The 19,366-nt window shown below is 66.3% G+C and carries 16 protein-coding genes; 7 read left to right on the top strand and 9 right to left on the bottom strand.

Annotated features, from left to right (window positions below; all coding sequences use genetic code 11):
* The first annotated feature begins 4 nt into the window (after positions 1 to 4).
* Positions 5 to 1,117, top strand: coding sequence for a glycosyltransferase family 4 protein (locus AB4083_RS13445; RefSeq protein ID WP_441608434.1), 1,113 nt, complete (start codon positions 5 to 7; stop codon positions 1,115 to 1,117).
* A gap of 59 nt (positions 1,118 to 1,176) precedes the next feature.
* Here AB4083_RS13445 and AB4083_RS13440 read toward each other — a convergent pair whose 3' ends face one another.
* The 5 genes from AB4083_RS13440 to AB4083_RS13420 all read right to left on the bottom strand — a co-directional run bounded on the left by AB4083_RS13440 (position 1,177) and on the right by AB4083_RS13420 (position 6,234).
* Complete coding sequence (locus AB4083_RS13440) at positions 1,177 to 2,208, bottom strand: RNA polymerase subunit sigma-70 (protein WP_441608433.1); 1,032 nt, start codon at positions 2,206 to 2,208, stop codon at positions 1,177 to 1,179.
* 4 nt (positions 2,209 to 2,212) lie between these two features.
* Entirely contained in the window at positions 2,213 to 2,956 is a 744-nt protein-coding gene (locus tag AB4083_RS13435) for an SDR family NAD(P)-dependent oxidoreductase (RefSeq protein WP_441608431.1), read from the bottom strand.
* 206 nt (positions 2,957 to 3,162) lie between these two features.
* Positions 3,163 to 4,140 (bottom strand): GDP-mannose 4,6-dehydratase, encoded by a 978-nt coding sequence (gene gmd, locus AB4083_RS13430; RefSeq protein ID WP_441608430.1) that lies wholly within the window; start codon positions 4,138 to 4,140, stop codon positions 3,163 to 3,165.
* Positions 4,137 to 5,066 carry a GDP-mannose 4,6-dehydratase gene (locus AB4083_RS13425; RefSeq protein WP_441608428.1) on the bottom strand — a complete coding sequence of 310 codons (930 nt, stop codon included), beginning with the start codon at positions 5,064 to 5,066 and terminating at the stop codon, positions 4,137 to 4,139. The genes gmd and AB4083_RS13425 overlap by 4 nt, the downstream gene beginning before the upstream one ends.
* A complete protein-coding gene (locus AB4083_RS13420; RefSeq protein ID WP_441608426.1) occupies positions 5,059 to 6,234 on the bottom strand; it encodes a cystathionine gamma-synthase in 1,176 nt (391 codons plus the stop codon). Before AB4083_RS13420 ends, AB4083_RS13425 begins: the two co-directional genes overlap by 8 nt.
* A 204-nt stretch (positions 6,235 to 6,438) precedes the next feature.
* On the opposite strand from AB4083_RS13420, the gene rfbB reads away from it, so the two are divergent.
* The 5 genes from rfbB to AB4083_RS13395 are packed head-to-tail and all read left to right on the top strand — an operon-like array spanning position 6,439 to position 11,296.
* Entirely contained in the window at positions 6,439 to 7,509 is a 1,071-nt protein-coding gene (rfbB, locus tag AB4083_RS13415; RefSeq protein ID WP_441608424.1) for a dTDP-glucose 4,6-dehydratase, read from the top strand.
* Entirely contained in the window at positions 7,506 to 8,393 is an 888-nt protein-coding gene (gene rfbA, locus AB4083_RS13410; protein ID WP_441608422.1) for a glucose-1-phosphate thymidylyltransferase RfbA, read from the top strand. Before rfbB ends, rfbA begins: the two co-directional genes overlap by 4 nt.
* The gene (rfbC, locus tag AB4083_RS13405) at positions 8,390 to 8,947 is read left to right on the top strand and encodes a dTDP-4-dehydrorhamnose 3,5-epimerase (RefSeq protein WP_441608421.1); all 558 of its coding nucleotides are present in this window, start codon (positions 8,390 to 8,392) and stop codon (positions 8,945 to 8,947) included. Before rfbA ends, rfbC begins: the two co-directional genes overlap by 4 nt.
* Complete coding sequence (rfbD, locus tag AB4083_RS13400; protein WP_441608419.1) at positions 8,944 to 9,879, top strand: dTDP-4-dehydrorhamnose reductase; 936 nt, start codon at positions 8,944 to 8,946, stop codon at positions 9,877 to 9,879. Before rfbC ends, rfbD begins: the two co-directional genes overlap by 4 nt.
* Before the next feature lie 4 nt (positions 9,880 to 9,883).
* The gene (locus tag AB4083_RS13395) at positions 9,884 to 11,296 is read left to right on the top strand and encodes a mannose-1-phosphate guanylyltransferase/mannose-6-phosphate isomerase (RefSeq protein ID WP_441608417.1); all 1,413 of its coding nucleotides are present in this window, start codon (positions 9,884 to 9,886) and stop codon (positions 11,294 to 11,296) included.
* A gap of 63 nt (positions 11,297 to 11,359) precedes the next feature.
* Here the strand turns inward: AB4083_RS13395 and AB4083_RS13390 are convergent, their stop codons facing one another.
* The 4 genes from AB4083_RS13390 to AB4083_RS13375 form a co-directional block, all read right to left on the bottom strand.
* On the bottom strand, positions 11,360 to 13,471 hold the full coding sequence (locus AB4083_RS13390) for a phosphocholine-specific phospholipase C (RefSeq protein WP_441608415.1): 2,112 nt from the start codon (positions 13,469 to 13,471) through the stop codon (positions 11,360 to 11,362).
* A 296-nt stretch (positions 13,472 to 13,767) separates the two neighbouring features.
* On the bottom strand, positions 13,768 to 14,730 hold the full coding sequence (locus AB4083_RS13385) for a hypothetical protein (protein WP_441608414.1): 963 nt from the start codon (positions 14,728 to 14,730) through the stop codon (positions 13,768 to 13,770).
* 67 nt (positions 14,731 to 14,797) lie between these two features.
* Positions 14,798 to 16,924, bottom strand: coding sequence for a TonB-dependent copper receptor (locus tag AB4083_RS13380; protein ID WP_441608412.1), 2,127 nt, complete (start codon positions 16,922 to 16,924; stop codon positions 14,798 to 14,800).
* A 65-nt stretch (positions 16,925 to 16,989) separates the two neighbouring features.
* On the bottom strand, positions 16,990 to 17,394 hold the full coding sequence (locus tag AB4083_RS13375; protein WP_441608411.1) for a DUF2946 domain-containing protein: 405 nt from the start codon (positions 17,392 to 17,394) through the stop codon (positions 16,990 to 16,992).
* Between the two features lie 219 nt (positions 17,395 to 17,613).
* Here AB4083_RS13375 and AB4083_RS13370 point away from each other — a divergent pair, with 219 nt between their 5' ends.
* Complete coding sequence (locus tag AB4083_RS13370) at positions 17,614 to 18,987, top strand: alginate lyase family protein (RefSeq protein ID WP_441608409.1); 1,374 nt, start codon at positions 17,614 to 17,616, stop codon at positions 18,985 to 18,987.
* The last annotated feature ends 379 nt before the right edge of the window (positions 18,988 to 19,366 follow it).

The raw sequence follows: 19,366 nt of genomic DNA, 5'->3' as shown, positions 1-19,366 counted from the left end.
CACCATGACCCAACCCCTCGTCCTCGTCGGCCACCCCTACGCGCCCATCGGCTGCGGCGAAAGCCTGCGCTGCTCGTACCGCGCGCTGCGTTCCGTGGCGGTGCGCCCCGGCCTGCTCGACGTGTACCGGATGAACGAGCCGGACCCCGCCGCGGCGGTCGAATTCGGCCCGGCCCTCACCGGCCAGCTCGGCCAGGTGAACGTGTTCCACCTCAACGCCAACGAAGTCGACCAGGCGCTCGCCACGCTGGACATGCGCGCGTTCGAGTCGGCGTACAACATCATCTATCCGAACTGGGAGTTGTCGAACTTCCCGGACGAATGGATTCCCGCACTGGAACGCTTCGACGAAGTGTGGGCGCCGTCGAAGTTCATCGCCGACTCGCTCGAAGGCCGGCTCAGCAAGCCGCTGCGCCACCTGCCGGTGAGCTGCGAGGTCGACCTCAGCGGATTCCTGGACCGCCGCTATTTCGGTATCCCGGAAAGCGCGTACACCTTCCTGTTCTTCTTCGATTTCCGCTCCTACGCCACGCGCAAGAACCCGGAAGCCGTGGTGCGCGCGTTCCAGGAGCTGGTGGCCAGCCGCCCGCACGCCGATGGCTGCCTGGTGATCAAGCTCAACGGCAGCGAAGTGAATCCGGCCGGCCTGGCGCGGCTGAAGGAAGAGATCAAGCCGCTGCGCGACCGCGTGGTGCTGATCGACCGCACCGTCACCGACAACGAAGTGAAGAACCTGATCCGCTGCTGCGACTGCTTCGTCTCGCTGCACCGCTCCGAAGGCTTCGGCCGCGGCCTGGCCGAGGCGATGTACCTGGGCAAGCCGCTGATCGCTACCGCCTACTCCGGCAATATGGATTTCATGGATGCGGAGTCGGCGATGCTGGTGGATTACACGCTGATCCCGGTCAAGGACGGCGAGTATCCGCAGCACGAAGGCCAGGTGTGGGCCGATGCGAACGTCGCGCAGGCCGCCGGCTATATGCGCCAGCTGGTGGACGACCATGCGCTGGGCCGCGAGCTGGGCCGCAAGGCGAGCCTGACGGTGCGCGAGAAGGTGGGCTATCGCCGGGTGGGCATGAGCTACCGGCGGCGGTTGGCTGAAATCGCCGGCGCCTGATCGTCCAAAAAAATCGGCACCGAAAGAGAAGGGCTCCCACGGCCAGCGGAGGACGTCGTTCAGGCAGGTAACTCGGCCTGAAGTCCGAAGCTGCTGACGTGGGCGCGGCCGAGTTCCCCCATGAACATGACGATGGAGGCGATCGCGCCCTGGTCGATCTCCACGACCTGCAGCGAATGGACCCGCCAAGGCTGCTCCTCGCTCGCACGGGTATACAGCGCGAATGCCGGCTGACCGTTCGCGCGTGTCTCCAGCAGCCGGAACGCGCCATATCGTGGCCACACAGCGCCGAAGAACTGTCCGATCGCGTCCCGTCCGAAGTACCACTCGCGCCACGGCGGCATGACGTACCGGGCGTCGTCCTTCAGCAGGCCCACGAAGCCGTCGAGATCCCGCTCCTGCCAGGCTCTGACGTACCGCGCCAGCAGCTCGACATCCTTGCCTGCGAGCTCGCTGCCACCGGGTGCAGGGGCCGGCTGTGAGCCTCGGCTGGTCATCGTCGCGCGGGCGCGCTGAAGAGCGCTGTTCACGGCAGTCGTCGATCCTCCGATCAGCGCCGCGACGTCCTGTGCGCTCCAGCCAAGCACATCGCAGAGCAGAAGCACGGCCCGCTGGCGGGGCGGCAGGCCCTGGATCGCGGCGACGAAGGCGAGCCGGACGGATTCCATCGCTTCGATCCGTGCATGCGGCCCCGGCGCCGCATCGGGAATCCGATCCAGTTCGGTGTCGGGGAAGGGCTCCACCCAGGCCGTCTCGATCGCCGGCGCTCCCTCGGGAGGACGGGTCGACGGAGGCGATCCATCCTCGATCAGGATGCGGCGCGCCTTGCCCCGCCGCTTGATCGCGTCGAGACAGGCGTTAGTCCCGATCCGGTAGAGCCAGGCCTTCAGCGACCCCGCGCCGCTGAAGCCGGACCGCCCGCGCCAGGCCCGGAGGTAGGCGTCCTGCACGGCGTCTTCCGCTTCGTGCAGCGACCCGAGCATGCGATAGCAATAGAGTTTCAGCCCCGGCCGGAGGGGGCCGAACAGGCGTTGGAACGACTCTCGGTCCAGCGCGTCGTTCGGATCCAGGATGGGCTCTTGGTCTGTCATCGCCTCACACTGCCGCCAGTCCGCGCGCGTTGACCAGGAACGCCGATGCCTCGCGCCGCGCGCCTGCGGCCAGGTTCACCACGGCGTCCGCGACGTCTTCCGGCGACTGGCGGTCGGTCATGCCTTCCACGAAGTCCGCGGCGTTCATGCCGAGATAGCGCGCGTATCCCTCCACGGCGGCCTTTCCAAGCTCAGTTTCCGGCATGATCCGCGCCGGAGCCAGGCCATAGAAGACGAGATCGAGCCCAAGCCGGTCGGCCTCGCGCTGGCAATATTCTGCCAGGAAGAGCTGCATGCGCTTCGCGCCTGCGTAGCCGCCGGAAATCGGAGACCCTCCAACCGCCGCGCCGCTCGAGATCAGGATGATCCTGGCGCCCTCCGGCAGCCGCTGCTGCAGCGCGGCCTTGCAGAACAGGAACGAGGCCTTCACGTCCGTACTCCAGTTCACCGAGAAGTCCGGCCAGCTCAGGTCCTGCACCGGTCGGGTCGGTGGGATCGCGCCGAGGCTCATGACGACGACGTCCGGCGTCATGACGCCGAACAACGAGTCGGGCGCATCCTCCGAGGTCGCGTCCAAGGCGAAGACCTCGAGCTTGGGCAGGCTCGCCTGCAGTTGGGAGAGCCCGTCCCTGCCCCGGGCTATGGCCAGCACCTCGGCGCCTTCGTTCAATACACGGCGGGTGACGGCCCGGCCAACCCCGCGGCTGGCGCCGATGACGGCGATCTTCTTTCCCTGCAACTGCGACATGGCTTGGTCCTCGATCGGCGCGCGAATCGCGCTCTCATACCCAGGACTGCCATGCGCAGCGAAAATCATCGGCATAGGTTCGCGCGCCAGCGACGCCTTCAGCAACCGCGACGCGCAAGAAAAAGCCGGATTCCTCAGGGAACCCGGCTTTGAGACACGATCAACAGATCCACTGAACGCCTGGCTCCCATGGAGCCTTTTGCGAATCAGCGCGAAGAAAGCCGACGCAGATCCGCATCCACCATCATCGCGATCAACTGCTCGAAGGTGGTGCGTGGCTCCCAGCCCAGCTTGGCCTTGGCCTTCGCCGGATTGCCGAGCAGCACGTCAACTTCGGCGGGGCGCATGAACTTCTCGTCCTGCACCACATAGTCCTGATACTTCAGGCCGACGTGGCCGAACGCCAGTTCGCACATGTCGCGCACGCTGACGGTCTTGCCGGTGGCGACGACGTAGTCGTCGGCGCCGGCCTGCTGCAGCATCAGCCACATCGCTTCCACATAATCGCCGGCAAAGCCCCAGTCGCGCTTGGCGTCGATATTGCCCAGGCGCAGTTCCTTCTGCAGGCCCAGCTTGATCGAGGCCACCGCATGAGCCACCTTGCGCGTGACGAACTCGATGCCGCGCAGCGGCGACTCGTGATTGAACAGGATGCCGCTGGACGCGTGCATGCCGTAGCTCTCGCGGTAGTTCACCGTGGCCCAGTGGCCCATCAGCTTGGCCACGCCGTACGGGCTGCGCGGATAGAACGGCGTGCTCTCGTCCTGCCGCTCGGCCTGGATCAGGCCGAACATCTCGCTGGTCGAGGCCTGGTAGAAACGCGCCTCGCGATTGACGATGCGCACCGCTTCCAGCACGCGCAGAGCGCCCACGCCGTCGACGTCCGCGGTGAGCAGCGGCTGCTGCCAGGAGGTGCCCACGAAGCTCTGCGCGCCCAGGTTGTACACCTCGGTCGCGCGCGAGCTTTCGACGGCGCGGATCAGCGAAGACAGATCGCTGAGGTCGCCCTCGATCATGTGCACGTCGTCCTGGATACCCAGCTCGCGCAGGCGCCACGAGGTATCGGTACTGCGCCGCGGCAGGAAGCCATGCACCTGGTAGCCCTTGGCCAACAGGAGCTGCGCGAGATAGGCACCGTCCTGACCGGTGATCCCTGTGATCAGCGCGGATGTGTTCTTAGTCATGCAATGCCTCTCGCGTCTTCGATGACGTCATGTAAGGTTTGTTCGATGGTGTAGCGCGGCGACCAGCCGGTGTGCGCGCGGATCAGGCCCGCATCGGCCACCATGCGCCGCTGTTCGCTGGGGCGCAGGCGGGACGGGTCCTGCCTGATCTCGGGATCGACGCCGCAGACCCCGCACATGAAGCCGATCATGTCGCGGATGCGACGCTCGACGCCACTGCCCAGCACATAGGTGGCGCCGGCCCGGCCCTGCGCGAACAGGGCGGCATAGCCGCGCACCACGTCGCGCACGTCGAGGAAATCGCGGGTGGTGTCGATGTCGCCGACTTCCAGCACCGGCGCCTGCCGGCCGCTGGCGATATCGACGATCTGGTGCGCGAAGGCCGGAATCGCGAAGTCTTTGCGCTGTCCCGGCCCGATATGGTTGAACGGGCGCACCACCATCGCATCCAGTCCCTGCGCGCGATGCCACTGCAGCACCAGGGTCTCGGCGGCGATCTTGCTGGACGCGTAGGGGTTGCGCGGTTCCGGCCAGCGGCGCTCGTCGACCGGCAGCAGCTCGTCCGGCACCAGGCCGTAGACGTCGCCCGAGCTCACGTACAGGAAGCGCCCGCGGAAGCCCGCCTCGCTCAGCGCCTGCAGCAGATGCAGGGTGCCCAGCAGGTTGACCTCGAAGGTGCCCACCGGGTCCTTGAACGATTGCGGCACGAAACTCTGTGCGGCCAGGTGCAGCACCGCGTCGGGCTTCACCTGCGCAATCAAGGCATCGACGTCTTCGCGGCTGCGCACATCGAAGCCTTCAGGCGCCGGATGCCAGTCGTACGACCCGAATTCGCCCGCTTCCACCGCGCGGCGCACATGCTCGCCGACGAAGCCGCCGGCGCCGGTGACGAGCAGGCGCTGCCTGGCCGTGCCGGCTTCAGTCATGGGCCAGGGCCTGGGCCAGGTCGGCCTGGAGGTCTTCCAGGTCTTCCACGCCCACGCTCAGCCGCACCAGGTTGTCGCTGATGCCCAGGCGGGCGCGTACGTCGGCCGGCACCGAGGCGTGCGTCATGATCGCCGGGTGGTTGACCAGGCTCTCCACGCCGCCCAGCGACTCGGCCAGCGCGAAGTAATGCGTGCGCTCGCAGAAGCGGCGCGCGGCATCCAGGCCGCCCTTGATATAGAAACTGATCATGCCGCCGAAGCCCTGCATCTGGCGCTTGGCCAGTTCGTGCTGCGGATGGCTGGGCAGGCCCGGATAGATCACCTTCTCCACTTCCGCACGGCCCTGCAGCCACTGCGCCAGCGCCATCGCGTTGGCGTTGTGCGCGCGCATGCGCAGATGCAGCGTCTTCAGGCCGCGCAGCGCCAGGAAGCTGTCGAACGGCCCCTGCACCGCGCCGACGGAGTTCTGCACGAACGCCATCTTCTGTGCCAGCTCTTCGGTGCGCGCGACCACCACGCCGCCGACCATGTCCGAATGGCCGTTGAGGTACTTGGTGGCCGAATGCAGCACCAGGTCCGCGCCCATGGTCAGCGGACGCTGCAGCATCGGCGAGCAGAAAGTGTTGTCGACCACCACCAGCAGATTGTGCTGGCGCGCGAACGCGACGACCTTGGCGATGTCCACCAGCTTGAGCAGCGGGTTGGTCGGCGTCTCGATCCAGATCATCCGCGTATCGGCGCACACGGCCTGGGCCAGCGCGGCTTCGTCGTTCAGATCGAGAAAGGTGAAATCCAGGCCGGACGAACGCCTGCGCACACGCTCGAACAGGCGGTAGCTGCCACCATAGAGATCGTCCATGGCGATCACGTGACTGCCCGCGTCGAGCAGATCCAGCACGGTGGCCGCCGCGGCCAGGCCGGAGGCAAAGGCAAAACCCGCTACACCGGCTTCGAGACCGGCAACGCAGCGCTCATAAGCCATGCGGGTCGGGTTCTGCGTGCGCGAGTACTCATAGCCTTTGTGCTGGCCAGGGCTTTCCTGCACGTAAGTCGACGTCGCGTAGATCGGCGGCATGATCGCCCCGGTCGACGGATCGGGAGACTGGCCGGCGTGGATCGCCAGTGTGCCCAGACCTGCTTCACGCGCTGCGGTATCGCTGATGCCCACGGGACTGCTCCGTTTCTGAGATCGAGTAGTTAATGAACCATAATACCGCAAGCCCCGGCCGCAGCCCCAGCACGATTATTCGTGCACTGGCGCCCTGGGTTCATTAGCCATTGAAGTAACGACTTTACCGTCGGGTACAATGCGGGGTTAGCCGGCGCCATTCGCTAGCCATCATCCCTAATTTGCCTAATCTGGACGGATTAAATGAGCAGCCCTTCGGAAATGCCCGCCACGATCCTGGTCACCGGCGGCGCCGGTTTCATCGGTGCCAACTTCGTACTGCAAGCCGTCGCCGACGGGCACACCGTCATCAATCTCGACAAGCTCACCTACGCCGGCAACCTCGATACGCTGGCCTCGCTGAAGTCCGACCCCAGGCACGTCTTCGTCCAGGGCGACATCGGCGACCGCGAGCTGATCGCCGGCCTGCTGACCAGGCATCGTCCCCATGCGGTGGTCAATTTCGCCGCCGAATCGCACGTGGACCGCTCCATCGACGGCCCCGCGGCCTTCATCGAAACCAATGTGGTCGGCACGCTGGGCCTGCTCGAAAGCGCGCGCAACTACTGGTTGACGCTCGAAGGCCAGGCGCGCGAAGCGTTCCGCTTCCTGCATGTGTCGACCGACGAGGTCTACGGCTCGCTGGGTGCGGAAGGCAGCTTCACCGAATCGACGCCGTATGCGCCGAACTCGCCGTACTCCGCATCGAAGGCCGCTTCCGATCATCTGGTGCGTGCGTTCCATCACACCTATGGACTGCCCACGCTCACCACCAATTGCTCGAACAACTACGGCCCGTTCCAGTTCCCCGAGAAGTTGATCCCGCTGATCGTGCAGAAGGCGCTGGCCGGCGAAGCGCTGCCGGTCTACGGCGACGGCCTCAATATCCGCGACTGGCTGCACGTGGGCGATCACTGCCGCGCGATCCGCGCGGTGCTCGCGCGCGGTCGCGTGGCTGAGACGTACAACGTCGGCGGCAATGCCGAGCGCGAAAACATCACGGTGGTGCGCACCATCTGCGGCCTGCTCGACCAGCACGGCGCGCTGGCGAGCGGCAAGCCGCGTGAATCCCTCATCACGTTCGTGAAGGATCGCCCCGGCCACGATCGCCGCTACGCGATCGATTCGTCCAAGCTGCAGCGCGAACTCGACTGGCGCCCGCAGGAGACTTTCGAGAGCGGCATCGCGGCAACCGTCGGCTGGTACCTGGACAATCAGCCGTGGGTACAACGAGTACTCGACGGCAGCTACCGAATGGAGCGTCTGGGCACATGACTACGCAGAAAGGCATCATCCTCGCCGGCGGTTCCGGCACGCGGCTGTATCCGATCACGCAGGCAGTGAGCAAGCAGTTGCTGCCGGTGTACGACAAGCCGATGGTGTACTACCCGCTGGCGACGCTGATGCTCGCCGGCGTGCGGCAGATCCTGATGATCAACACGCCGCACGAGCAGCATCTGTTCCGCACCCTGCTCGGCGACGGCTCGCAGTGGGGCATCAGCATCGAATACGCGGCGCAGCCGTCGCCGGACGGACTGGCGCAGGCCTACATCATCGGCCGCGACTTCGTCGGCGGCCAGCCGAGCTGCCTGGTGCTGGGCGACAACATCTTCTACGGCCAGGGCCTGACCGAGCGGCTGCGCCGCGCTTCGCAGCGCGAGCATGGCGCCACGGTGTTCGGCTACTGGGTGCGCGATCCGGAGCGCTACGGCGTCGCCGAATTCGACGACACCGGCCGCGTCATCGGGCTGGAAGAAAAGCCCGGCAAGCCGAAGTCGCATTACGCGGTCACCGGCCTGTATTTCTACGACCATCGCGCCTGCGATTTCGCCGCCGAGCTGAAGCCCTCGCCGCGCGGCGAGCTGGAGATCACCGATCTCAATCGCCGCTACCTCGAAGACGACTCGCTGCAGCTCGAACAGCTCGGCCGCGGCTTCGCCTGGCTGGATACCGGCACGCACGATTCGCTGGCCGAAGCCGGCAACTACATCCAGACGATCGAGAACCGGCAGGGCCTGAAGGTCTGCTGCCCGGAGGAGATCGCCTTCATCAACGGCTGGATCGACGCCGAGCAGGTACTGCGCCTGGCCGCGCCGCTGGCCAAGACCGGCTATGGGCAATACCTGCAGCGCATGGTCGAACAAGGACCCGTACGATGAAAGTAGTGGAAACCTCGCTGCCTGGCGCGCTGGTGCTGGAACCGCGCGTGTTCGGCGACACCCGCGGGTTCTTCTACGAGAGCTACCACAAGGCGCGCTTCCACGAGGCGGGCATCACCGGCGAATTCGTGCAGACCAACGTCTCGCGCTCCGCGCGCGGCGTGCTGCGCGGGCTGCATTACCAGTGGCCGAATCCGCAGGGCAAGCTAGTCAGCGTGCTGGAAGGCGAGGTGTACGACGTCGCCGTCGACATCCGCCGCGGCTCGCCGCATTTCGGGCAGTGGGTCGGCGTGATGCTGAGCGCGGAGAACAAGCGCCACTTCTGGATTCCGGAAGGCTTCGCCCATGGCTTCTGCGTGGTCTCCGAATTCGCCACCTTCAGCTATCAGTGCACCGCGCTGTATGACGGCCCGGCCGATGCCGGCGTGCGCTGGAACGACGCCGACATCGGCATCGACTGGCCGCTCGAATCGCCGCTGCTGTCGGAGAAGGACGAGAAGACGCCGTTCCTGAAGGACATCGCGATCGAGCGCCTGCCGGAGTTCGTGCGTTGAAGATCGTGCTGTTCGGCGGTGCGGGCCAGCTCGGGCAGACGTTCCTGGAAAGCGGCCGCCTGGCGGCGCTGGGCGACGTCACGGCCACCACGCGCGACGCCGCCACGGTGGCGAACGTGGCCACGGTGGCCGCCGATCTCGCCGATCCGGCCAGCATCACCGCCTTGCTCGATACGGTTCGCCCGGACGTGATCATCAACGCGGCCGCCTACACGGCGGTCGATCGCGCCGAACAGGAAGAACCGCTCGCCCGGCGCATCAATGGCGAGGCGCCCGGCGCCATGGCGCAGTGGGCCGCCGCGCATGACGCGCTGCTGATCCACTACTCCACCGACTACGTATTCGACGGCGAGAACCCGACGCCCTACCCCGTCGACGCCCCGACCGCGCCGCTGAGCGCCTACGGCCGCAGCAAGCTGGCCGGCGAGCAGGCGGTGAGCGCTGCCGGCGGGCATCACCTGATCTTCCGCACCGCCTGGGTCTACGCCGCGCACGGCAAGAACTTCCTGCGCACCATGCTGCGCCTGGCGGCCGAACGCGACGAGCTGCGCGTGGTGGCCGACCAGCTGGGCACGCCGACCACCACGGCGACGATCGCCGCGGCCACGCTGACCGCGCTGGAACAGTGGCTGGCCGCAGCCCCGCCGCAGCGCGCCGCCCTGGAAGGCGTGCACCATCTGGTCGCCGGCGGCAGCACCAGCTGGCATGGCTTCGCCTGCGCCATCGTCGAGCGCGCCCACGCACTCGGCCTGATCGAGCGGGCGCCCCGCGTCACCGCCATCAGCACCAGCGAGTTTCCGACCCCGGCCCGCCGGCCGTCCTATTCGCTGCTGGACAACCGCGAATTCCAGGCCACGTTCCGCACCACCCTGCCGCCGTGGCAGCATGGCCTGGAAGACGTACTGCAATCCCTTATTTCGCCAGGATCCTGACGCGATGTTGATCCCCCTCATTCTCAGCGGCGGCAGCGGCACGCGCCTGTGGCCGATCTCGCGCAAGAACCTGCCCAAGCAGTTCCTCTCGCTGACCGGCGAAGGCACCCTGTTCCAGCAGACCGTGGCCCGCGCCATCGCCCTGCCGGACTCGCGCCCGCCGATCGTGGTGGCCAGCGACGACCACCGCTTCCTGGCCGCCGACCAGCTGCTGGACATGGCCGTCGAAGGCGCCACCATCATGCTGGAGCCGGCCCCGCGCAACACCGCGCCGGCCATCGCGCTGGGCGCCATGCAGGCGCTGCAGGCCGATCCGGACGCCCTGCTGCTGGTGCTGCCGGCCGACCACCTGGTCGGCGACACCGCCAGCTTCGTCGAGGCCGTGCAGGCCGCCCTGCCGGCGGCACGCGAGGGCTGGCTGGTGACGTTCGGCATCCGCCCCGACCGGCCCGAGACCGGCTTCGGCTATATCCGCCGCGCCGAATCGATCGGCAGCGGCACCTTCCGTGTCGAGAAGTTCGTCGAGAAGCCGGACCGCGCCACCGCCGAGACCTATCTGGCCGAGGGCGGCTACGACTGGAACTCCGGCATGTTCCTGTTCAAGGCCGCGCGCTACCTGGAAGAACTGGGCCTGCACGCGCCGGCCATCCTCGAAGCCACGCGCAAGGCCTTCGAGTCGGCCAAGGCCGATCTCGATTTCGTGCGCCTGGACAAGGAAGACTTCGCCAAGGTGCCGGACGACTCCATCGACTACGCCGTGATGGAGAAGAGCAAGAACGCCGCCGTGGTGCCGGTCAGCTGCGAATGGAGCGATATCGGTTCCTGGTCCGCGCTGTGGCTGGCGGGCGCCAAGGACGACAACGGCAACCTGCTCGAAGGCGACACACTGGCGATCGGCACGCGCAACTCGCTGCTGCGCTCGCACGATCGCCACCTGGTGGCCACGGTAGGCGTCGACGACCTCATCGTCGTCACCACGCCCGACGCCACTCTGGTCGCGCACCGCAACGCGGCGCAGGACGTGAAGAAAGTGGTCGACCATCTCAAGGCCATGGGCCGCAGCGAGCACTCGCTGCACCGCGTGGTGCACCGCCCCTGGGGCAACTACGACTCGCTGGAAGCCGGCGAGCGCTTCCAGGTGAAGCGCATCGTGGTGAAGCCCGGCGCGGCGCTCAGCCTGCAGAAGCATCACCACCGCGCGGAACACTGGATCGTGGTCTCCGGCACCGCCGAAGTGACCTGCGACGACAAGGTGTTCCTGCTCGGCGAAAACCAGAGCACCTATATCCCGCTGGGCAGCGTCCATCGCCTGCGCAACCCGGGCAAGGTGTTGCTGGAAATGATCGAGGTGCAGTCGGGGAGTTATCTGGGCGAGGACGATATCGTCCGCCTGGAAGACGTCTACGGCAGGTCGTAAGCACGCGGCCCTGCGGTATCCCGGGGCCGCCACCCGGTGTTCCTCCGCTGGCGATCCGTCCGCTCAGGCCGGATCGCTGGTCGAATGCCTTCCCGTCTCGATCCGCCCCGCCATGCGCACGCTGATCCCGGGCCGCTCGATCAGGAAGTCGTACCAGGGCCCGCTATCGGCCAACCCCCACGCGTAGCGGCCGGCGCCGCCCGGAGACAGCTCTTCGTCCGCCGACATTTCGCGGTACGCGAGTGATTTCACCGATAGCCTGGCGCGCTCGCGCGAAACATTGCGCACCTCCAGCACCGCTTCCTCGCGCACCGCGTCGTAGCGCACCTGCAGCTCGACGTCGTGCGAGCCTGCGGCCGTCGCCGTGCCCTTGAACGCGCGGAAGAAGCCGTTCGGTCCGAATACTTCCAGGTCGAACTTGCCCTCGTCATCGCGCAGCGGATACCAGGCCGTGTCCACCAGCTCCTTGCCGGCTTCGACGGTGTAGCGGCGCGGCGGCCGATCCAGATGCAGCTTGTCGTACACCTGCAGCACCACGCCTTGCGCACCGCGGTTGCCCAGCGTGAGCGTCAAGGCACCGCCAGGCGCGTGCGCCAGCGACACCGACGGCTGGTACGGCAGCGCACGGGAAGGACGCGTGCCGGGCTCCTGCTGCCGCTGCGCGGCCGGGCTGGGCGGTGCGGCGGCCGGCAGTGCGCTGCCGCGGCGCTCGACGTCCTCGTACGCGGCCGTGGCCGGCAGGCGCGGCAGCTCGAAGGCATCGGGCTGGGCGAAGTCGAAGGCCGAGGTCAGGTCGCCGCAGACGGCACGGTGCCAGGGGCTGATCGCATCCACGTGGATACCGAAGCGCCGCTCCAGGAACATCGCCACCGAGGTGTGATCGAACACCTGCGAATTGACCCAGCCGCCGCGGCTCCACGGCGACACCACGTAGGTGGGCACGCGCGGGCCAAGGCCGATCACGCGCAGATCGCCGCGATGATGATCCTCGGCATGCAGATAGCGGCCCGCATCGTCCTTGAAATACATGCCGTCGAGCGACACGGTCGAGGCGCCCGCCGCGTTGCCGTGGCGATCCACCGACGGAATCGCCGGCGGCGGCATGTGGTCGAACAGGCCGTCGTTCTCGTCGAAGGTGATGAACAGCGCGGTGCGGCTCCAGCTCGCCGGATTCGCAGTCAGCGCCTGCAGGGCGCGTTCCACGAAGTGCGCGCCGCGCATCGCGCTGGAGGGCGCGCCCGGATGCTCGGACTCCATTCGCGACGGCAGGATCCAACTCACCGATGGCAGCGCGTTGCGCATGACATCGTCGGCCAGTGCATCCAGCGAATGATGCGACATGCCCTTGGCATAGATCGGCGAAGCCGGATGCGCCGAACGGAAGCCGTCGAAGGCCAGGCCGCCATGCATCAGGCCATCCCAGTTGTCGTTCGGGTTCTGGTAGATCTTCCAGGAAACGCCGGCCGCTTCCAGCAACTCGGGCAAGGTGCGCCACGGCAGCGCCTCACCGGGATAGATATAGCCTGGCGACGGCAGCGCACCCGAGACACGGCTGCGCAGATTGGTGACCGCAGCGCTGCGGTCGTCGGCGAAGCCGCCCTGCGCGCGCAACTGCGGATCGCTGTTGGAGCCGGACCAGAACATGATGCGGTTCGGTGCGGTGCCGCCCATCACCGAGCAGTGATACGCATCGCATACGGTAAAGGCATCGGCCAGCGCGTACTGGAACGGCGCTTCGGCGCGGGTGTAGTAACCCATCGACGCGGGCGTCTTGAAATAAGGCCACCGATCCAGCCTGCCCTGCCCCCACGCCGCCTGCGCATCCTTGTATTCGTGCGGCATCGACGGAATCAGCGCGGCGTTCATCGCGACGCCATCCATATGGAACGGCTCGACGGTGCCCGCCGGACCTTGCTGGCTCCACACGCGGCGTCCGCCAGGGACCGGAATCGGAAAACGATCGCGAAAACCGCGCACGCCGCGCAAGGTGCCGAAGTAATGATCGAACGAGCGGTTCTCCTGCATCAGGATCACCACATGCTCGACATCGGCAAGGGTTCCGCTGCCGCGATGCGCTTCGATGCCCAGCGCCCGGCGAATGACCAACGGCATGCCGAGCACGGCCGAGGCACCGAGCGAGGCACCGGCCAGCTTCATAAAGTCGCGGCGTTTCATGAGATCTGCTGTCCGACCAGGTCCATCGGCGAGACATGTTCTGCCTCAGTCATTGAGCGACCAAGTCAAAAATGTCTCAACAAAATTTCACAGCTAGACGAACAGAAACATGATTTTTGAAATGCTTTCTTCTAACTCTCGATAATGTCAGTCCTGCGCAAGTTTCGATGCGAAAAACGAATGCTCGCCGTAAGCCTCGGCGCATCGGAATGCGATTTTCAAACTCGCCCGCGGAGCGAGATAAATCACCCGTAAAGAAATCATCACCCGTCCGATGGACTCAGCCGCCGCTGCCTTCAAAGCCGGTACTGCATGCCCAGCGACCACAAGCGGCGCGGCTCCAGCTGCAAGCCATTGACGTGCTGGTACACCGGCAATTGCACGAAGGCGAAAGCATCCAGCCGCGGCGTAATCTTGATGCCGATGCCGGGACTCAGATAAGCCAGCACCGCACCGCTGTTCGGCCGATCGGCCTGCACACCGCTTTCACGCTGCTCGCCATGCAGGTTCAACTGGATCTGCGGCGTAAAACGGCCGGCATCGAGATAGCGCAGGCCAAGATTGAGATTGAGCGAATTGCCGGGGCGAAAATGGTCGCGCGCATTCATTGCGATCTGCGCCATGGCCTGGCCGAAGTAACCGATCGATTCGGTGAGGTAGCCGAACTTGTACACGCCCAGCAGTGCGTCCGTAGTGCCCGTACCTAATTGCAGGCCACGGTCCAGCAGTTCGCCGGCCTGCGGGCCTGAAGCGAAATCCTGCTTGAAGCGACCCGTGGGCAACTTCAAACCGAATTGCAGGCCGATGCCGGCGTCATCGCTGAACCCCTGGTAGCGCGCCAGCACGCGCAGATCGCCGATCCCTCGCGCATCGGAGGTCGAGATATCGGTGTCGCCCTCGGCGATGGTCTGGTGATGGCGGTCGGTATACGGCAACTGCAGCGACAGGCCCCAATAGCGCGAGATGCCGTAGTCGGCACCGAGCAAGCTGCTCCGATTGATCGTCTTGCGCTGCACTTCTTCGTCGGCGGGGTAGGCGAACGAGGAGCGGCTCACGCTGTCGCCGCCGCTGCGCAATTGCGACTGGTCGAAGTAATCCTGGCGCAGGCTCAAATGCCAGCCGAGGCTGGTGGCATAGCCCTGGCTGGACCAGTCGGAGTTGAGCGAGCAACCACAGGTGGAACAGGCGCCGGCCAGGCCGGGTGCGGCCAGCGCGGCGGCGGCGAGCGCGAAGGAACGGAAATGGCGGATGGATGACATGCAGGCGTGCCTCGCAGGCAGGAGAACATGATAGGCCGCGGCGGCCTTGCGCGCCGCCGCGGAAAGGTCAGATATCGAAATCGAGCTTGAGCCAGCCGGTACGGCCCGGCTCGTTCACGCGCACGGTGTTGACGTAGCCGGCCAGCTCGACGTTGGCCGCGTTGACGTGTTCGGCGTAGGTCCGGCCGAACAGGTTGTCGATGCCGGCGCTGAGCGTGAATCCATGGCCCAGGCGGTAGCCCGCGTTGAGCGAGAACACGCCGAAGCCCCCGCTGGCACCGAGATCCTGGCCAACCAGGTTGCCCTCGCCTATCGCCACGCGGCGCTGCGCGGTGGCCAGCCGCCATAGCGCGCCGGCGGACCAGGTACCGCTGTCGTAGGTCAGGCCGAGGCGTGCTTCCAGCGGCGGCATCTGCGGCAGCGGGCGATGCTCCGTGCGGTTGGCACCCCAGGCGTAGGCCAGCGTCGCATCCACCTTCCATCGCTTGCCCAGTGCGTAGACCATGCCGGCCTCGCCGCCGGCGATACGCGCCTGCACATTCATAGCGCGGCCGCCGGCCATGCCCTGGCCGTAGCGGAACAGGATGAAGTCGTCGACCACACCCGCGTAGCCGGAAACCCAGGCTTGCAGGCGCGCGGTGCGGTACTGCAAGCCGATGTCGAGCTGGGTGGTTTTTTCCGGATGCAGGCCGTTGAACGAAGCCAGCGTCTTGTCCGCATGCTGGCCGAACAGCTCCCAGTAATCGGGAAAGCGCTGTACGTGGCCGATGCCCGCGTAGAACGTGGCCGGCGTGGTGGCGAGATCCTGTTCGTAGCGCACGAAGCCGGAGGGCAAGGTGGAGCTGCGGCGCGCATTCGCCGTGGCAACGGAATCCATGCCGCCGCCCATGTCCATAGCCATGCCCATGCCGTCGTCGGCGAGTGCGAGTCCATAGCCATGCGCAGAAGCCCGATCCACGCGCACGCCGCCGATCACGCGCCGGTCCTTCGCCACCGTCCAGCGCGCTTCGGCGAACGCACCGGCGCTGCGCATGCGCGCATCGCGTTGGCGCGGCAGATCGCGGTAATCGCCCATGGGGCTGCCGGGCGGCCCGCCATTGCGTGCGGTATGCGTGTTGATCGAACCATCGATGCCGGCAACGAGCTGGAAAATATCCGGCCAGATCCAGGTGCCCGCAACGCGCCCGCCCACCGTGCGCCGGTCCACGTCGCTGGCCATGGCCATCGGCATCATGCTGCTGGGGTCGGGCCGACGCAGCGTGTAGTTGTCCATCACGTGGTCGGCGTAGTTGTAATAGACCTGCGCTTCCAGCTTGTCGAAGGTGGCGCTCAGGTGCCGGCGCTCCAGCTTCACGGCCGCGCTTTCGCGCAGGAACTGTGCGCCGTCCATGCCGCTGAAGGCGTAGGCGGCATGGCCGTTGCCTTTGCCCGCGGTCAGTTCCAGGCGGGTGTCGTCATCCGGCGTCCAGCCGATGGCCGTATCCGCGTTCCACCGGTCATAAGCGGCGTGCACGCGCTGACCATCGCCATCGCGATAGTCCTGCGCATGAGTGTGGTTGGCGCGCAGTTCGACATAACCGTCAGGCGTGCCCGCACGCGCATCGGCCAACTGATCGTTGCGGCCGGCGGAACCGCCGAGCAGGCTGCCCTGGAAGCTCGCCTTGGGTGCGGCGTAGCGGGTGAACTCGCGCTCGAACAGCACGGTGCCGGCCGAATTGCCCGGCCCGTACAGCACGGTCTGCGGCCCCTTGATCACCGTCACCTTGTCGAACAGCTGCGGCGAGATATACGCGGTGGGCGGGTCCATGCGCGACGGACAACCGCCACCGATCTGCCCGCCGTCGATCTGGATATTGAGGCGCGAACCGGCCATGCCGCGCAGCAGCGGATCGCCGTTGCTACCGCCTTTGCGGATGCTGGAGAAGCCGGGGATGCTCTTGAGGAAATCCGCGCCATCGCTGGCGGGCACCGGTTGGCGCGGTGCCTTGGGATCGGTCACTACGGTGAGCGGATCGGTCTGCATCGGCGCGGTGACCACCACCGGCGGCAGGGTTTGCGGCGTGTCGGCAGCGCGCGTGGCCGGCGCCGCGCTGCATGCCGCGAGCAGGGCCATGGCGTGGGCGCGGCGGCGCCTGGCGGCAGCAGGAAAAGCCAGACGCGCGCGAACGCGTCCGAGTGAGATAACGGCGTACATGACAGCTCCTTGGAAGACGGCAACGCGGCCGGCACGCCAAGCGCGCCGGCACGATCCCTGGACGATCAGGCGTTGACGTCGGCCGGCGGCCCGCGCGGGGCCGCCGCCAGGAGCAGGCGCCGCGGCGTGCGCGGCGCGGACCCGAACAGCGACAAACGATGCGGCGACGGCACGGCCGCCGCCGGCAGCCACGCCACGCTGCTCATCGCGGGGCTGTGGCCGAGCAGATCGCAATAGCCGCACTTCGCCCAGGCGGGCGCATGCGGCTGGAGCGGCGAAGGGCTATCTCCGTGACCCGCGTGCTCGTCGCAGTGCACGGCGGCATCCGGCATCGCCATGCCCGGCATGTCCGACGCCGCAGCCATTGCCGGGGAGGCCAGCCACTGCGAGATCGGCGGCGCGGCGACAAGCAGCCACATGGCGGCAAAAGCCAGCCATGCGATGTGCTTGTGCAAGCGCAGTCGAGTCACGCCAATTCCCGGGCAGCGAAAGGCCGCCGTTCCAGCCCCTCCCTGATCATCCCAGGTACGACCCGGGCGTGCACTGAGACAAAACGTCACCTTTACGTCGAGGCCACGCGTTCAAGCCTCTGGCCTCAAATGACCCCCACCCGCCCCGGCATGACCGTGACGACCCTCGGCGGTCCACCGCAACGTGTCGCCTCCTCGCCCCCCCCTTGAGCCATCGACATGCATCCGAAAGCATTCCTGACCATTCGAACCCTGGCGCCGCTGCTCGTGGCCTTGACGGCTTGTGCCGGCGTCCAGCCCAGCGAGGCGGCGACCCCAGCCGCCACCTTCGTCCATCCCGGCGTCATGCACACCGCCGGCGACCTGGCCCGGATCAAGGCGCATCTGTCGCAGGAACCGTGGGCGAGCGGTTACTTCAAATTGAAGAACGATAGTCTTTCGTCTCCCACCTATCACGTCCGTGGCGGCCATTGCGCCAAGGTCGTGCGGGGTACGCCGGCTCTATGCATGGGCGAGTTCAACGATGACGCCGATGCGGCTTATCAGCAGGCGCTGATGTGGACCTTGAGCGACGACCCGCGCTATGCCACGAATGCGATCCAGATTCTCAATGCCTGGTCGGGCACGTTGAAATCGATCGAAGGCCATGACGCACCGCTCGCCGCCGGACTGAACGGCTTCAAGTTCGTCGCCGCGGCGGAGCTTATCCGCTACAGCAAGGCCGGCTGGTCGGCGCAGGACATCGCAGCGTCCGAGGCAATGTTCCGCAATGTCTTCTATCCGGTGATCAAGGATTTCGCCCCTTACGCGAACGGCAACTGGGATTCCAGCTGCATGAAGGCGATGATCGCGATGGGCGTCTATACCAATGACTGGGGCCTGTTCAATCGCGCCCTCGATTACTACTACAACGGCCCGTCCGATGGCGCCATCACGCACTACGTCATCAATACCTTCGGCGAGACGCAGGAGAGCGGGCGCGATCAGGCGCATACGCAGCTTGGCGTGGGTAATCTTGCGGAAGTAGCCGAAACGGCATGGGCGCAGGGGTTCGATCTCTATTCGGCGTATGACAACCGCCTGCTGGCCGGTTTCGAATATGTCGCCGAATACAATCTAGGCCATGACGTGCCGTTCAATCCGATGGTCGATACCACCGGCAAGTATCCCCACAGCGTTATTTCCAGCCAGACCCGCGGGGCTTTCCGTCCCGTGTACGAGATGGTTTACAACCACTATGCGCGCCGCAAGGACATCTCCGCGCCGTATACGCAGCAGGTGGCGGAAAAAAACCGTCCGGAAGGACGCACGCCGTATGCGGACAACAATGGATTCGGGACGCTGCTGTTTACCCAGGCTGCCATCAGCGTGCTCGCGCCCAGGGGGACGGGTAATGCACCGAGCGGCTTTGCTGTTTGCGCCAAAGAGGGCGCCAGCTGCAAGGTCGCGCAGGGTACGGGCCTGGTGGCTTATGGGGCGCGCGGGGTCTGGCATTACCGGGAAGTCGGCGTGGGCCAGTCGGTCGATTGCTCGAATGCGGCTTTCAGCGATCCGTTGAAGGGCGTTGGCAAGATGTGCTCCGTGCAGCAGTAAGGCGCCCTTCCCCTCCGTCATTCCGGCCTGCGCCGGAATGACGAGGAAGCGTAGGTTGGGGTGAGCCGCAGGCAAACCCCAACATGGCCACGTCCAAACGCATCGCAGCGTTGGGGTTACGGGCTGCATCAGCAGCCCGCCCTTCGGGCCATCCGCTACGCGGATGTTCGCTACGGCATCCTGCCTTCGCAGTCGCTTTGCTCACCCCAACCTACGCCGGTCGTTGTGGTGTTTCATCCTGTATCTGCTGCCACTGCATCCGCTCATGCGCCTGCGTGGCGCAGCGTGCGCCCATATCGATAAACGCGCTGATGCCTTCCAGCATGATCGGCAGGCGTTGTGCGTCGATGTTCTCGCGTTCGTCGACCAGCTCAGCCAA

It is taken from the genome of Dyella sp. 2RAB6 (genome assembly GCF_052115385.1).
GTDB lineage: Bacteria > Pseudomonadota > Gammaproteobacteria > Xanthomonadales > Rhodanobacteraceae > Dyella_D.
Note: the sequence above shows the minus strand (reverse complement) of the source record. Positions and strands in the feature narration are given on the sequence as shown.